Consider the following 13,406-nt stretch of genomic DNA (forward strand, 5'->3'; position numbering starts at 1 on the left):
CGGTCTAGTTGATATTCACAACAGGGGGAAGGTCCAGCCGGGTGCGGTCGCCACCCGCGAAACGGCGCAGGACGGCGGGGTAAAGCCGATGCTCCTGAATCAAGACGCGGGCCGCCAGCGTATCGGGCGTATCGTCCGGCAGGACGGGCACGCGGGCCTGCCCCAGAATGGGGCCGTCGTCCAATTCGGCAGTGACTTCGTGAACCGAACATCCCGCCTGCGCATCGCCTGCGTCTATGGCGCGGGCATGGGTGTGAAGGCCCTTGTAGAGCGGCAGGAGAGAGGGGTGAATGTTCAGCATCCGGCCCTGCCAGGCGCGGGTGAAACCGGGGGTCAGAATGCGCATGAACCCGGCCAGCGCGATAATATCGGGGGCGTCTTCGGCCAGACGGGTCAGCAAGGCGGACTCGAACGCGGCACGGTCCGGAAAGGTGCGGTGGTCGATGGCGGCGGTCGGGATACCCAGGGCGGCGGCGCGTGCCAGCCCGCCCGCGTCGGGGTCGTTCGACAGCACCAGACAGGGCCGCGCCGGGTGGTCACCCGTCATATCGCGGGCCAGAACCTCCATGTTGGAGCCGCCACCGGAAATCAGGATCGCGACTTTTTTCGCACTGCCGCTCACCAGCGCGGATCGCCGGTATAGCGGATGCCTGCGCCGTCGGTGACCGTGCCCAGACAAGCGACGGTTTCGCCCTGACCCGTCAGCACTTCGGCCAGCGCGTCCGCGCGGTCGGCGGACACGACCACAACCATGCCGATACCGCAGTTGAAGGTCTTGAGCATCTCGTACCGCGCGATGCCCCCGGCCTGTGCAAGCCAGCCGAAGACGCCGGGTGCCTCCCAGGAGGACAGATCGATATCGGCACCCAGGCCATCGGGCAGGATGCGGGGCAGGTTTTCGGTCAACCCGCCGCCGGTGATATGGGCCAGCGCGTGGACCCCGCCCGCACGGATCGCGGCAAGCGCGGGTAACACGTAAAGTCGCGTCGGCGTCAGCAGGGCCGCGCCCAGCGTGGCATCGGCGAAGGGTGCGGGATCGTTCCACGTCAGCCCCGCGTGCTCCGCCACCCGGCGCACCAGACTGAACCCGTTGGAATGCACCCCGTCCGAGCGCAGGCCCAGTAACACGTCGCCCGCAGCGACCCCTGCGGGCAAGTCGCTGCCCCGCTCCATCGCGCCGACCGCGAACCCGGCAAGGTCGAAATCGCCCGCGTGATACATGCCGGGCATCTCGGCCGTCTCACCTCCGATCAGGGCGCAGCGGCTGGCCACGCAACCCGCCGCGATGCCTTCGACGATCTGCGCCGCGTCTTCGGTGACCAGCTTGCCTGTGGCGAAGTAGTCGAGGAAGAACAACGGCTCCGCCCCCTGGCACACCAGATCGTTGACGCACATCGCCACGAGGTCGATGCCGACCGTGTCCATCCGTCCCGTATCGATCGCCAGCCGCAGTTTGGTGCCGACACCGTCAGTCGCCGCGACAAGGATAGGATCGGAATAACCCGCGCCCTTCAGGTCGAACAGCGCGCCGAACCCACCCAGACCGGCCATCGTTCCGGGCCGCTCGGTGGCTTTCGCAGCGGGCTTGATACGATCGACAAGGGCGTTGCCCGCGTCGATATCCACGCCTGCATCGGCATAGGTGAGGCCATTATTCGTCATCGTCATCCCGACCTATCTGTTTGTCGGCTGCGGCGTATCAGCCGGGGCAGTTCGCATCAATGGTGCAAGCTTGACGGCGGGTGAGGGTTTGCCTGAAATGCGCCCGATATGAGGTTCGATATGGAATTGATGGACATCTACGGTGCCTTCTTCGGGATGCAATCGCTGCTGGCACCGGAATATATCGTGCCCGCCATGATCTTTGCTTTCGGCCTGTGGCTGTGGCGGCGACCGGGAATCGGGTTCTGGGCCTGGCTGACGCCCCGGTCGATCTGGGGTCACAGGTCGAACCGGCTGGACCTGATCCTGTTCGGGATCGGGCGTCTGCTGGTGCTGTCGGGTCTGCTGACGCGACTGACGGTGACGCCGTTCATCGCCACCTGGGTCGCCGACGCGATCGGCAGCGGAGCGGTCGAGATGTCTCCCTGGACGCTGGCCGCACTGATGTTCGTGGTGGGCGACCTGACGCTTTACTGGATGCACCGCGTGCTGCATGGCTGGTCCGCGATCTGGCCCCTGCATGCGCTGCATCACAGCGCCGAAGTGATGACCCCTTTGACCGCCTATCGCCATCACCCCCTGATGCAGCTGATCGTTCCGCTGGGTTATTCCGCGGTGATCGGCATCGTGTCCGGTCTGGCGATCGGCGTGCTGGATGCGGGACCCACGGTGGCGGAAATCGCCGGGGTGAATGCCTTTCTGGTAATCAGTCACGCGGCTTTGGCCAACTTCCGGCACAGTCATGTCTGAATCGGCTATGGTCCGGTGCTGGAGCGGTTGTTCATCTCGCCGGCGCAACATCAGATCCACCATTCCACCCTGCCCCGACATCACGGGCGCAACTTTGGCGAGGTCCTGTCGGTTTGGGACTGGATGTTCGGCACGCTCTATCTGACGCAGGGCATCGAAGTTGTGCAGTTCGGGTTGGAGGATGAGCCGAAGCTCACCACTCATACCCTGCGCGCGGCCCTGTGGGAGCCGCTGCGGCGTCTTGGGCGTGGCTGAAGCTATTCGTCCGTTGTCGTCGCGCTCGTGTCCGTCGCAGCCCGGCTGCCAGCGAAGATTGCCGCGCCGATGACGATGATGGCGGCGATCAGGAAGCCGCCGTTGCTGTCGGACCCGCCGCTGGACGGCGCGGGCTGAAGCACGCCTGCGTTGCCGGAGCCGAGGGACAGACTGCCGATCAGAACGGCGGCAGCAAGGGTTTTCGTCAACTTCATGAAAATACTCCGGTTGTGCGCGTGGACCTTAGGAACGACATGACGCTGCGGCAAGCGTAAACGCCTCATGAAATTCTCTCGGTGATTGATATTCTGCTTGATGGGACAGGCGGTTTCGCAGGTCAGAAACCTTCAGCCGCGCAGCACAGCCTTTGCCCCCATCGTCACGAAGAACCTGTTCACCAGCACCGACATGACGAAAACCACAGCCATGATCGCCATCAGCGTCAACATGGCCCCGGTGTCCAGTTGGAAACCCGGCAGCGCGACCAGTGCGAATATGGCGATCGCCAGTTGCAGGGCCAGCGCGATAAGCCCGCCGAATACCGCGAATCGCCAGGCCGCAGCACTGTCGGGCACCGCGCCGATGGCCCGGCCCCAGCCTTGACCGGCGGCGAGTGCGGCGATCATAGGGGGAATGATCGCTATGGCACCGGAGGGAATCGCCACTGCGAAAACCTGCACGACGATCATGCCGAGTGCGGTCAGCGCAATATGCGTCCCGACAAGAACCAGGGTATATCGGACCAGAAATGGTGTTCGCGCGTCGGTCATCCTGTGTCTCCTGTCTTGACCCCTCCGGGCCATCTGGTATCGCATCGACCCAGGGGGCCTGTAGCTCAATTGGTTAGAGCAGGGCGCTCATAACGCCTTGGTTGCGGGTTCAAGTCCTGCCGGGCCTACCATATTCCCCCTGCCCCGCGCGCCGTCCGATCAGCGCGGCACGACGATCTCGGCTTTCAGGCCGCCCAGGTCGGAGACCCCGAGCCGCAAGGCTCCGCCATGCGCGCGGGCCACATCGCGTACGATGCTCAGACCCAGACCTACGTTACCGGATGTATTGGAGCGCGCTGCATCCAGCCGAGCAAAGGGGCGCATCGCCTCCATATGGTCCTTGCGTGCGATACCCGGCCCGTCATCCTCGACCACGATCACGATGGACGAGGTGGCAAGCTGCATCGATACCCGCACCTCAACTCCGTATCTCAGCGCATTCTTGACAAGGTTCGCAACCGCGCGGCGCATCCCGTCGGGAAAGATATCCGCTTCAACCGGGATGCCCGTGACCCGCAGGTCGCGCCCGGGCGCAGCCATCGCAACGGCTTCGCGGACCAGTGAAAGAACCTCGGTGCGGGTCCGTTCGTCCGTTGCGCTTTCGCGCGCGAAGTCGAGGAAGGTGTCGATGATCCGCTCCATTGCATCGACGTCGTCGGCCAGCGCCTGTGCCTCGGCCGAGTCCATCATCGACAGCTCCAGTTTCATCCTGGTCAGCGGCGTCCTGAGATCGTGGCTGACACCCGAGAGCAGGAGCGTGCGTTGTTCGATATGGCGATCTATCCGGGCGCGCATGTCCAGAAACGCCATGCCCGCCGCCCGCACCTCGGTCGCACCGGAAGGACGGTAGTCCGTCATCTGGCCGCGCCCGAAGGCCTGGGCCGCGCGGGCCAGACGGCGAATCGGGCGGATCTGGCCGCGCATGAACAGAAAGGACACCGCCGTCATCAGGATCGCGGTTCCGAACATCAGCACCAAAAGCTGATGCGGATTTGCCGTCGAGACTTCGTTGCGGGAAAACATCAGGCCGGTCCCGTCCGCGAACCCCAGGCGCACCTTCTTGCGATCGGTGCGCGTGTCGATGGTCACCAGATCGGGAAAGCGGCTCATCAGCGTGTCGCGCATTGCACGGCCTGACAGATCCCAGAACCGCGTCATCATGGCATCGGGCGGGTCGACAAACGCGATCTCCAGCGGTTCTCCCAGTTCCGGTCGCGACCGGACGAGGGTGATTTCGCGCGCCATGTTGGATGTCATCTGAACCGTGGCATCCTCGTAATGGCGTTGCAGGAACATCACCGCCACGGCAAGCTGGATCGCGACGACCGGAACGATCAGGATCAGCGCGGCGCGGGCATAAAAGCTGCGTGGCAACCAGCGGCGCAGCAAGCTGCTGCGATACGTGTCCGAACGGACGGGGTCGTGTCCGGGACGATCGAGACCGGAAGGATCCAGAGGAGTGTACATGACCGAAAGCTACCCCTCCGACGGCCGGGTTGGAAGCGATCTGATCCGGGTATTGGCTCCGAACCCCTCGCCCATGACCGCCGAGGGGACGAACACCTTCGTCCTGGGCCGGTCCGATGTCGCCATCATTGATCCGGGTCCAGCCCTGGACGCGCATCTGGATGCAGTGGAACGGGCGGTGGCGGGCCGCCGGGTTATCGCGATCCTGATTACACATTCGCATCTGGACCATTCTCCCGCCGCAAAACCGCTGTCGCGCCGGCTGCAAGCGCCGGTGCTGGGGTTCGGCCCGTCGACGGCAGGCCGCACACCTGAGATGGAGGCTCTAACGGGTCTGGGTGGCGGAGAAGGCGTGGACCACGATTTCATGCCGGATCGGCTGTTGTCGTCGGGCGATCTCGTTTCAGGGGACGGTTGGTCGCTGCGCGCACACTGGACGCCCGGACATATGGCCAACCACCTGTCCTTTGAATGGGCAGAAGCGGCGACCGTATTCACCGGTGATACCGTTATGGGTTGGGCCAGCACGATGATTTCCCCGCCCGATGGCGATCTGGGGCAGTTCATGGACGCGCTGGACAGTCTGGAGCGGCTGGAAGCGAAGGTGTTTCATCCCGGCCACGGCGGACCGGTTCATGCCCCCGCCGCCCGCTGCCGCGCCTTGCGAGACCACCGGCAGGCCCGCACTGCGGCGATTCTGATGGCGCTGGACCAGACCCACACGATCCCGGGCATCGTGGCACAGATCTATGCCGACACCCCTCCCGCCCTTCTGGGGGCAGCGGGCCGCAATGTGCTGGCCCATCTTCTTCACCTGATTCAGCAGGGCCTGGTCACAGCCACCCCGGTAGCGGGCCCCGACGCATGCTACAGTCGCGCATGACACCCTGCACAAAAATACCACGCGCCCCCCTTGCGCCACGCGCCGCGCTTGGCTAATCCCGCCCTCGGTATTCCGGCGTAGCTCAGCGGTAGAGCAGTTGACTGTTAATCAATTGGTCGTAGGTTCGATCCCTACCGCCGGAGCCAATTAACTACTTGATAGTTAAGCAAAATGAGCGAACCTTCGGGTTCGCCTTTTTTCGATTTTGCAACGATTTTGCAACGGATACGCTCTGCCTTAAGAGCCAGCGCGGATAATTCCAACACGCCCGGGATGCTGAGCTTTCTCGTTTTCACGCCACTGAAACTCAACCTCGACAGGGATCCGATGCTTATCGGCCAAGCGGCTGACCTCTTTCCAAGCGTCTGGCGCAGACTGCCCTTGGATTGAGATTCCGACCTCGGGATAGTATCGGTAACCTTCTTCTTCGTATGGTTCGGTTTTAGCAGGGACTTGGACCTCATTGGCAAGACGATCTGATGCTATGCCTTTCGACTTCACGCGCTTTACTATCTCTAGCAGAAGTCCAGCCCAGTTCAGCTTTTCGAGAGTTTTGCCGTCCATCCTCGCCGAGAGAATACGCGTAAAGAACAAGCCGGGCGCAGGTTCAAAAAACGTCGCATGGTTTCCGCTCTCGGCCTCCTCGGTCTGCTCTTCGCCTATGTCACGCTCTAGATCGAGCGAATCCATCTTTTCTCGAACCAATTTTTCAATCGTCTTCGATGGCGTTTCCGCGCCTAGCCAAGTCGCGATGGATTTAAGGTCTACGAACGTGGCGTCGCTGATTCTGATTACGGGCATCATATTGATCTCCTTCTAGCCAATATAGGATTTATGTAACATATTCCGCCCTTCAGTCAAGGCAATATGTTACATATTCTGGATGCAGCAAATCGCACCGATATTCGCGTTGCCAGAACTGACTAGGACGCAGTACAACCGAAAGAAATTACACAGCTTTTGGAGCGCGGTCTTGAGATACTTGGACAGTTCGACTCGAAATGTAGATCAGGCACTCGGGCACTGGATCGAAAATGAGCCCACGACGTCAGTATCTCACCTTAGGCTTCAAACAGGCTATTTCTCGATCAATGGGCTAAGTGCTTTCGGAGGCATAATAGCGGAGCTAGTTGGCGCGGACCTTCCGGTTTCAGCAGTCGTTGGCTCCAATGATAGGGACACCACAAAAAGTGACGTTGAGAACCTTATTAGCTTAGTTGGATGCCCGCGACCAAACGCTCGAGTCTGCATTGTAAGCTACTCGGGAGGATTATTTCACCCAAAGGTTGTTCATCTTACTAGAGCTGATGGCAGTCAGTTAGCCTACGTCGGTTCCGCAAATTTGACCCCTGCCGGTGTGGGTGCTGGCAACATAGAAGCAGGTGTTTTGCTTGATACTAACGATGGTGACCCTGTTGCCGTTTTGGATGACATTGCGAGCAGGATAGATGGGTGGTTCGCCCCCTCCCTGCCTGCGGCATCCATCATAAAGACCCGCGCTGATGTCCAAAAATGCTTAGATGATGGGATTCTGGGACTGATCAAGCCACCAAGAAAATCGATTGCAGGCGTTGGAGGTACTTCCTCAGGCCCGTCAAAACCGACGTTGTCACCGCTGAAGACTTTTGCGCCAATAGCTTCCAGCAGCCCCAGTTCCGCTGCTGCTACTAGTCCTTCATCTGCACCGACTGTATCGGCACCCTCCGCGCCAACGTACTCGCTTGGTGGACAGGATGTGCTAGTCGCCGAAATCGGAGGCGGTGCGCGATGGAAGCAAGCTAATTTTCCTATCGCTATCATGCAGAATTATTTTGGCGTGAATCCGGTCGCCAACGATCAGATAAGATTGCACGAAGTGGCGGCCAGCGGTGCTGTTACCAATGCAGTCGATACTCAAGTGGTCAACGTCAAAAGCCAAAACTACAGAATGGAACTCTTAGCCGTTGCAGGTATCTCATATCCTGCATCGGGCCGACCGATTGGCATTTTCAAGAAAATCGCATCAAAAGAGTTTCGCTACAGAGTATTCATGCCGGGCGATCCCGCCCACGCAACTCTTGCAGGTTACCTCAGCGCAAAATACGCCGGGCCGTCGCATCATTTAAAGCGTGTAATTATCGACAATAGTGAACTTCAAAACCTGTGGTCGGCGTGTCCTGTCTAGATTTAGCGACACACGAAGAGATACTCAGCGTCAAAGGACACTTCTTTATTTAGGTCTGTACGGTTTAGTCGGCTGTGGGAAAACTCACCAACCGACTCCACATCAACACTCGCAAAAAAGGACGTCGCAATCGAACGGATTTGGTCAATCGTCATGACTCGAGGATGTGCGTTCTTTTCAGAAGCGTAGGGTGAATACGAAAGAACCAATGGAACTCTCCGTTCGGCAACCTTAGAAAATAGTTTCTCGAAAGCCAGAGGTGCTTGGGATCGAATGCAGAATGGGGATTGATGGCGATCCATACGATATACTCCACGACTTGGACCTGTTTTCCCATGAGCAGTATTCGTTGAAATCTTAGGGTCGTCACGAAGAGCAAGTGTTTCCAACACATGATAGAACCGGCTGTAGTGATCTCGCGTATAGGGCGGATCAGCGTACACCACCGACTCGTGAAACTCAGGCGAAGAGAGGAAGTCAGAATAATCCGACCTGATTGCCCTATTATCAAATTTAGACGCCTTGAGATTCAAGAACTTTTCCAAGTTCAAAAGATATATCTCAAATGTGCTCTTGTAACGATCTCTTGCCGATTGACTATAAAGTGACTTCTTGACTTGGCCGTGTTTGTCTCGCGGCCTTAATGGCTGCGCGAATTGCTTCCCAACCGTGTTTACAATCTCACTTGCGGTGGCGAGAGCGGCAGCAACCAAGACTACCCTCTGCTCCAGTGGTGCGTGATTTGCAGCATCAAGAATCGCGTCCAGCTCAGCGGCCTGCCGATACGAAAAATAGACCCCTCCAAAGTGCCTCAACGCCATTGTGGAACGTGGATCTTTGTTTATCGGCTCGTCCAATCGCCTTCGACATTCTAAAAGAGCACGCCCAATTTCTGATCCAGAGCGATCTGCGCAAGAAGTAAGGATTGGCCCAGCTTCTATAAGGGAAGCAAGCCCCTCTGGGTCCCCGTCCGCAGCCCTACGCAGCAGTTTCTCCTCCAACTCAATCATGGGCATTGCCGACCGCAGGCCGCCAGATGCTTTTGAGATATCAAGGGCTTTGGAGAGGTTCTCACGAACCATTGGGATGGGAAGTTCGACCGGATTCAGCAGAGCGCCACAAATTACCCTTGAGTACTCTTGTATGTCTACTGACGTTACTGGGCGCGACTGCGCCAGCCAAGCCGAGACTGTACCAGAGCCCGCGAACAGGTCACAGGCGGCGCTGCCGCTGGATGACACGCTATCAATTGCTTCCTGCACGGTGCGCAAAACACGCAACTTGCTACCAAGGTAGTGGATGGGGCGCCAACCGGAACTTGCCAAGCCATCATCTTTCTTCTCAGGGCCGTGGTCCGGCAGGGCTTTGGATGGCGACATTTCCATGTTGTTCGATTCTCATACTTTGTTTAAGGTGCTACTGTATGTGGTAGTTCAGTAGAACCCAAGCGCGATATCAGGAAAACAGGGGAGCAGTAGAGTGTTAGATCAGACGGATTCCGCCATCCACAGAGACTTGATTAAGGGCGGTTGTCTGTCTGAACGCAAGAAGCTGACGTTAGGGACGGCTGGTCCAAGGTCTGTTCTAGTACAGGGACACAATGACCAAGTGTTGGATGCGATTGGTAGCGATCTCGAAGAAAAAATTCGCTGCATTTACATTGACCCCCCTTACAACAACATGGAAAATTACGAACACTACGATGATCGGGACACGCATGAAGTATGGCTTGAGAAGCTCTCTAACCACGTTAGAAAGCTTAGCCGTCTACTCACGCGAGACGGTAGTTTATGGATTTCAATCGATGACCGTCAAGTTCATTATCTCAAAGTTGAACTAGACCGAATATTCGGGCGAGCAAATTTCGTCTCAACCATTATTTGGGAGCATCGAAAAACGCGAGAAAATCGAAAAGTATTTTCGAACAACCATGAATATATTCTAGTTTATGCTAGGAATGCTGCTGCTTTTAAGAAGCGGCGCAATCCACTTCCTTATAATGAAGAGGCGAAGAGTAGATTTAAAAACCCGGACGGTGACCATCGCGGACCTTGGCAATCGATCTCTCTAAATGTTCAAGCTGGTCACGCGACTAAAAGCCAATTCCATGAGATCGTTGCACCCAACGGTCGAAAGCACAATCCTCCCTCTGGCAGGTGTTGGGTGTATACTTCAGAGCGAGTTCAGCAATTGACAGCGGATAATCGGATTTGGTTTGGCAAAGATGGCACCGGTGTCCCTAGACTAAAGCGTTTCTTGAGCGAAATGAATACTGGCCTTACGCCTCACACGCTTTGGAGTGCTGACGAAGTTGGCACGACAGATTCTGCTAAAAAAGAAATCAAAAGGCTCTTTCCTGATGAAGCGGTCTTCGATACGCCAAAGCCAGTCGAATTGATATCAAGGATTATCAACATCGCGGCAGACCCCGGTGACATTATACTTGATAGCTTCTTGGGATCAGGAACAACAGCAGCGGCAGCCTTGCAAAATGGTATGCGCTTTGTCGGCATCGAAAGAGGCGATCACGTCGTCTCGCTTTGCCATCGTCGCCTTATGCCACTTGTTGCGAAACACAAAGCAAAGGTGAAGTTCTTTGAGCTTCCGGCAAAGTAACGGTAGTAGAGTTTCCATCAGCGCCATAATAGAAGCTACAACCGCCTAGCAGCGCGCGTCTAAGGCGCGTTGCAGGCTGGCAGGCGAACGATGCCCAGAACATCGAGACGCGCATCAGCGCGCGATTTTTCAGGGGTGTTTGCCCGCGTCTCGTGCGCTTCGTCGGGCGACGGCGGGTGCAATAGGCACGAGCACGACGACAGCGACGGTTAGAACGGGTCCTGTCCTTCATCCTCGTCGGGCACCTTGGGGTTCTCGTCTGGCGGCCTGTTCACTTGGTCGCGCATAATCTGTGGCACCCACAGGTTATACTTTATCGCGTCTACGATCAATTTCTCGCGCCTAAGATTGCGCCTCGCGAGCTCCTTTTCGGACGCTCCTGCAAGATAATTCGACCCGGGCGGAAACAACGTGCCGTGTCCTTCGGCACTGAGTAGCGCCTTGAACTCCTTCTCGACCTTCTTGCGACGCCGGTACTCTGGGTTGTTGCTGGGTATGTTTTTATTCGCCATACGGGAATAATTACGGCGACCAGTGAGAATGGCAACCTAAAACATCCCAACCAGCCTGCCGACCTGAATGTTCTGCGGCGTCAGGTATTGCGACGCGAAGGCCGCAACGATCAAGGCAATGCCCGTGTCGCCGTGGCCAGAGGCGTTTCGCGCCTGCGTGATGATCTGGTTGCCTGCCGCAGTGGTCTGCGTCGTGAACGAGGCCAGGTCCTCCTCGATCTCTTTCCGCATCGCAAGGTCGTGGGCAAACTTGAGGTCGCCCGATGCGAACAGGACGGCAAGGTTCTCGATCATCAGCGTCTTGGCCGCGTTGACGTATCGCCCGGAGCGTCGCCACTCTTGGCCCCCGGTCATTTGGACAGCGGTGTGATCGACCGACTGCTCGTGCAGCATGTCTGACACCACGCGCCCGATGCTCGTGCCGTCGATGATCAATTCCGACTTGCCCCCGAATGGCGGCGCATTCCGAAGGCGGATCAGGTAATCCACGACACTGACATACGACACGCCCTTGAACTTGTCCGCGAAGACCACTGTCCGCTCGCGCGGGCCGAGTTTGACCCGGCTCCCATCAGCAATTGGCAACTGCTGATCCTTGACGACCACGGCAGACGAGAAGTCGTTCGCTTGCCCAAGGTCCGCGCCGACGAAGTATCTGACAAAACCTGTCACTCTCTCGATAGCTGGGTCCATGTTGGTTTCGTTGATCACGCGCCCGTCTGGCATGTGGACTAGGTTCAGAATCTCGGACATATCGCGGCCTCCTGTGAAGTGGCATTCTCGATGGTAGAAAGGTCGAAGTAGGACAGGCCATCCGACAGAAACTCGCACATGACCTCCTGACGGAAGCGGGTTGCCGAAAGTTGCGACCGCAGTCGTTCGATGCGGGATGCAAGGCGCGGTATGGACGTGCCGGGAACCTTGATCCTGTGAACGTTGTCCTTGGGTTCGAGGAACAGCGATGCGAATAGGTTGTTCTTTCCGGCGGGCGTGCTGGCGTAGAAGGTCTGCCCGTTGTCGCGCAGCATCGGCAGGATCGACACGACGACATCCTCGCCGCCGTTCGCGCCGGGGAGATATGCCATCTCGTCAACCAGCAGCAGGTCAGCCGTGTAGCCCCGGATCGTCGCACCGGATGCAGGCACAGCGATGAACCGCCCGCCGTTGCTACATTCGATTTCCGTCTGCGTCGCGCGTTCGACCACGAGGTCCGTCGCGCGCAGATATGCCTGAACCTTGCGGGTGATCTCGCGCGTTTGACGTTCCGCAGGAGCAACGCAGATGATCGTGCCGCCGCGCTTCAACTCGCGGACCCCGCGTGTCGCAAGAACGCATGACTTGCCCGCCTGACGGCACACGAGCAGCGCGACTGTCTGCGCGTTCGACGTGATCGCCTCGACCTGCCAAGGATCGACATGGGTGGCGGACGGCACCTCCTGACGCAGGAAGTGCAGCATTTCCGCGCCCGGATCGAGGTCACGTTCGATCAGGCTGCAAAAGTCGTGGAGACCATCAAAAGGCATCGCGACGCTCCGCGAGGCGCATCAGGTGGCATTGAGTGCAGTCGCCATGCTCATTCCGTGGCGAGACATGTCCGCGTTTACACGCCTTGCCCGTGAAGAACAGTTTACCACCTTCGGCCAGCATCACGCTCCGACAATGCGGCAGACGCGCCCAATCGGCATTGCTCACTTTCGTCGCGACGGCGACCCGGCGACCATGTGAGTGCCAACCTTCAAAAATGCGATGAGTCATAGCACGGTGTCCTCTTTAGTGACGGACAGGACGTGGTGACGCATCCGACGCAGCAGCGGTTCGCGCGCGGCTGGTACTTCGGCACATACTTCTTGAAGTATGGTTCGCAGTACGACCCATTCCTTGCTTTCGGCCAGCGACACGTTGACCGTCAGATTGGTGGCCAGCTTGCCCTGCATGGTTGCAATGTCGCGCAGCACCTTCCGCAGCCCCTCCATCGCGGCCAGCGCGAAGGAGTCATCCTCGCTCTGTTCCGCTTTGGTGATCAGGCGTTCGACCCGCATCGCCAAGGACTCGTAGGTCATGGCAATGTCCATGCGGTCCTGATTGATCACCTCCGTGTTTGTTTCGATGGTTGCAACGCGGGATTCTGCGAGGATCGAACGGCGCATTTCTTCGGTGATCTTGTCGTCGCGGTAGCGGGCGACTGTGGTGTAATCGACGCCTAGCCGCCGTGCGATCTCGGCAAGGGTGCGCCGATTGAGGACAATATCCTTGATGATCTCGTTCTTGTCCGCGCGCATGTCGATCACGGCACGCCGCCCGCTATTTTTGTTTCCGCCCTGTGCCAC

The 13,406-nt window shown here is 58.3% G+C and carries 14 protein-coding genes, 2 tRNA genes and 1 pseudogene; 6 read left to right on the forward strand and 11 right to left on the reverse strand.

The genetic code is table 11. The features are described 5' to 3' along the window. Positions 1-4 precede the first annotated feature (4 nt). Together purN and purM are read right to left on the reverse strand one after the other, a co-directional pair. Entirely contained in the window at positions 5-622 is a 618-nt protein-coding gene (gene purN / locus BMY38_RS11710; RefSeq protein WP_092762987.1) for a phosphoribosylglycinamide formyltransferase, read from the reverse strand. Further along, positions 619-1,668, reverse strand: coding sequence for a phosphoribosylformylglycinamidine cyclo-ligase (purM, locus tag BMY38_RS11715; RefSeq protein WP_092762988.1), 1,050 nt, complete (start codon positions 1,666-1,668; stop codon positions 619-621). The genes purN and purM overlap by 4 nt, the downstream gene beginning before the upstream one ends. Before the next feature lie 189 nt (positions 1,669-1,857). Here purM and BMY38_RS18420 point away from each other — a divergent pair. Continuing rightward, a pseudogene (locus BMY38_RS18420) lies at positions 1,858-2,667 on the forward strand (sterol desaturase family protein). 2 nt (positions 2,668-2,669) lie between these two features. On the opposite strand, the gene BMY38_RS11730 reads toward BMY38_RS18420, so the two are convergent. Both BMY38_RS11730 and BMY38_RS11735 read right to left on the reverse strand, forming a co-directional pair. After that, on the reverse strand, positions 2,670-2,882 hold the full coding sequence (locus BMY38_RS11730; RefSeq protein ID WP_092762993.1) for a hypothetical protein: 213 nt from the start codon (positions 2,880-2,882) through the stop codon (positions 2,670-2,672). A 132-nt stretch (positions 2,883-3,014) separates the two neighbouring features. Continuing rightward, a complete protein-coding gene (locus tag BMY38_RS11735) occupies positions 3,015-3,437 on the reverse strand; it encodes an ABZJ_00895 family protein (RefSeq protein WP_092762995.1) in 423 nt (140 codons plus the stop codon). Positions 3,438-3,491: 54 nt separating this feature from the next. On the opposite strand from BMY38_RS11735, the gene BMY38_RS11740 reads away from it, so the two are divergent. Then, a tRNA-Ile gene (locus BMY38_RS11740) sits at positions 3,492-3,568 on the forward strand. A 28-nt stretch (positions 3,569-3,596) separates the two neighbouring features. Here the strand turns inward: BMY38_RS11740 and BMY38_RS11745 are convergent. Further along, positions 3,597-4,904, reverse strand: coding sequence for an ATP-binding protein (locus BMY38_RS11745; RefSeq protein ID WP_092762997.1), 1,308 nt, complete (start codon positions 4,902-4,904; stop codon positions 3,597-3,599). Between BMY38_RS11745 and BMY38_RS11750 the strand changes: the two genes are divergently transcribed. Further along, positions 4,903-5,787 (forward strand): MBL fold metallo-hydrolase, encoded by an 885-nt coding sequence (locus BMY38_RS11750; protein WP_092762999.1) that lies wholly within the window; start codon positions 4,903-4,905, stop codon positions 5,785-5,787. The two genes, BMY38_RS11745 and BMY38_RS11750, sit on opposite strands and share 2 nt — an antisense overlap. 71 nt (positions 5,788-5,858) lie before the next feature. Continuing rightward, positions 5,859-5,933: transfer RNA gene (locus tag BMY38_RS11755), tRNA-Asn, on the forward strand. A gap of 91 nt (positions 5,934-6,024) precedes the next feature. Here the strand turns inward: BMY38_RS11755 and BMY38_RS11760 are convergent. Next, positions 6,025-6,591 (reverse strand): T4SS efffector SepA family protein, encoded by a 567-nt coding sequence (locus BMY38_RS11760; protein ID WP_092763001.1) that lies wholly within the window; start codon positions 6,589-6,591, stop codon positions 6,025-6,027. Between the two features lie 79 nt (positions 6,592-6,670). Between BMY38_RS11760 and BMY38_RS18620 the strand changes: the two genes are divergently transcribed. Next, positions 6,671-7,951 carry a phospholipase D family protein gene (locus BMY38_RS18620; protein ID WP_342707768.1) on the forward strand — a complete coding sequence of 427 codons (1,281 nt, stop codon included), beginning with the start codon at positions 6,671-6,673 and terminating at the stop codon, positions 7,949-7,951. Between the two features lie 2 nt (positions 7,952-7,953). Here BMY38_RS18620 and BMY38_RS11770 read toward each other — a convergent pair whose 3' ends face one another. Then, positions 7,954-9,336: a DNA adenine methylase gene (locus BMY38_RS11770; RefSeq protein WP_092763004.1), complete on the reverse strand. Its 1,383-nt coding sequence runs from the start codon at positions 9,334-9,336 to the stop codon at positions 7,954-7,956. Between the two features lie 94 nt (positions 9,337-9,430). On the opposite strand from BMY38_RS11770, the gene BMY38_RS11775 reads away from it, so the two are divergent. Next, positions 9,431-10,567, forward strand: coding sequence for a site-specific DNA-methyltransferase (locus tag BMY38_RS11775; protein WP_092763006.1), 1,137 nt, complete (start codon positions 9,431-9,433; stop codon positions 10,565-10,567). 548 nt (positions 10,568-11,115) lie between these two features. On the opposite strand, the gene BMY38_RS11785 is transcribed toward BMY38_RS11775, so the two are convergent. From BMY38_RS11785 to BMY38_RS11795, 4 genes are read right to left on the reverse strand one after another with little or no spacing between them, the layout of a single operon-like run. Beyond that, positions 11,116-11,832, reverse strand: coding sequence for a hypothetical protein (locus BMY38_RS11785; RefSeq protein ID WP_092763010.1), 717 nt, complete (start codon positions 11,830-11,832; stop codon positions 11,116-11,118). Further along, complete coding sequence (locus BMY38_RS11790) at positions 11,817-12,602, reverse strand: terminase large subunit domain-containing protein (protein WP_092763012.1); 786 nt, start codon at positions 12,600-12,602, stop codon at positions 11,817-11,819. Before BMY38_RS11790 ends, BMY38_RS11785 begins: the two co-directional genes overlap by 16 nt. After that, positions 12,592-12,834: a hypothetical protein gene (locus BMY38_RS17940; protein WP_139204706.1), complete on the reverse strand. Its 243-nt coding sequence runs from the start codon at positions 12,832-12,834 to the stop codon at positions 12,592-12,594. The genes BMY38_RS11790 and BMY38_RS17940 overlap by 11 nt, the downstream gene beginning before the upstream one ends. Continuing rightward, on the reverse strand, positions 12,831-13,406 hold the full coding sequence (locus tag BMY38_RS11795; RefSeq protein ID WP_092763014.1) for a hypothetical protein: 576 nt from the start codon (positions 13,404-13,406) through the stop codon (positions 12,831-12,833). The genes BMY38_RS17940 and BMY38_RS11795 overlap by 4 nt, the downstream gene beginning before the upstream one ends.

Source organism: Jannaschia helgolandensis (assembly GCF_900109285.1).
Lineage (GTDB): Bacteria > Pseudomonadota > Alphaproteobacteria > Rhodobacterales > Rhodobacteraceae > Jannaschia > Jannaschia helgolandensis.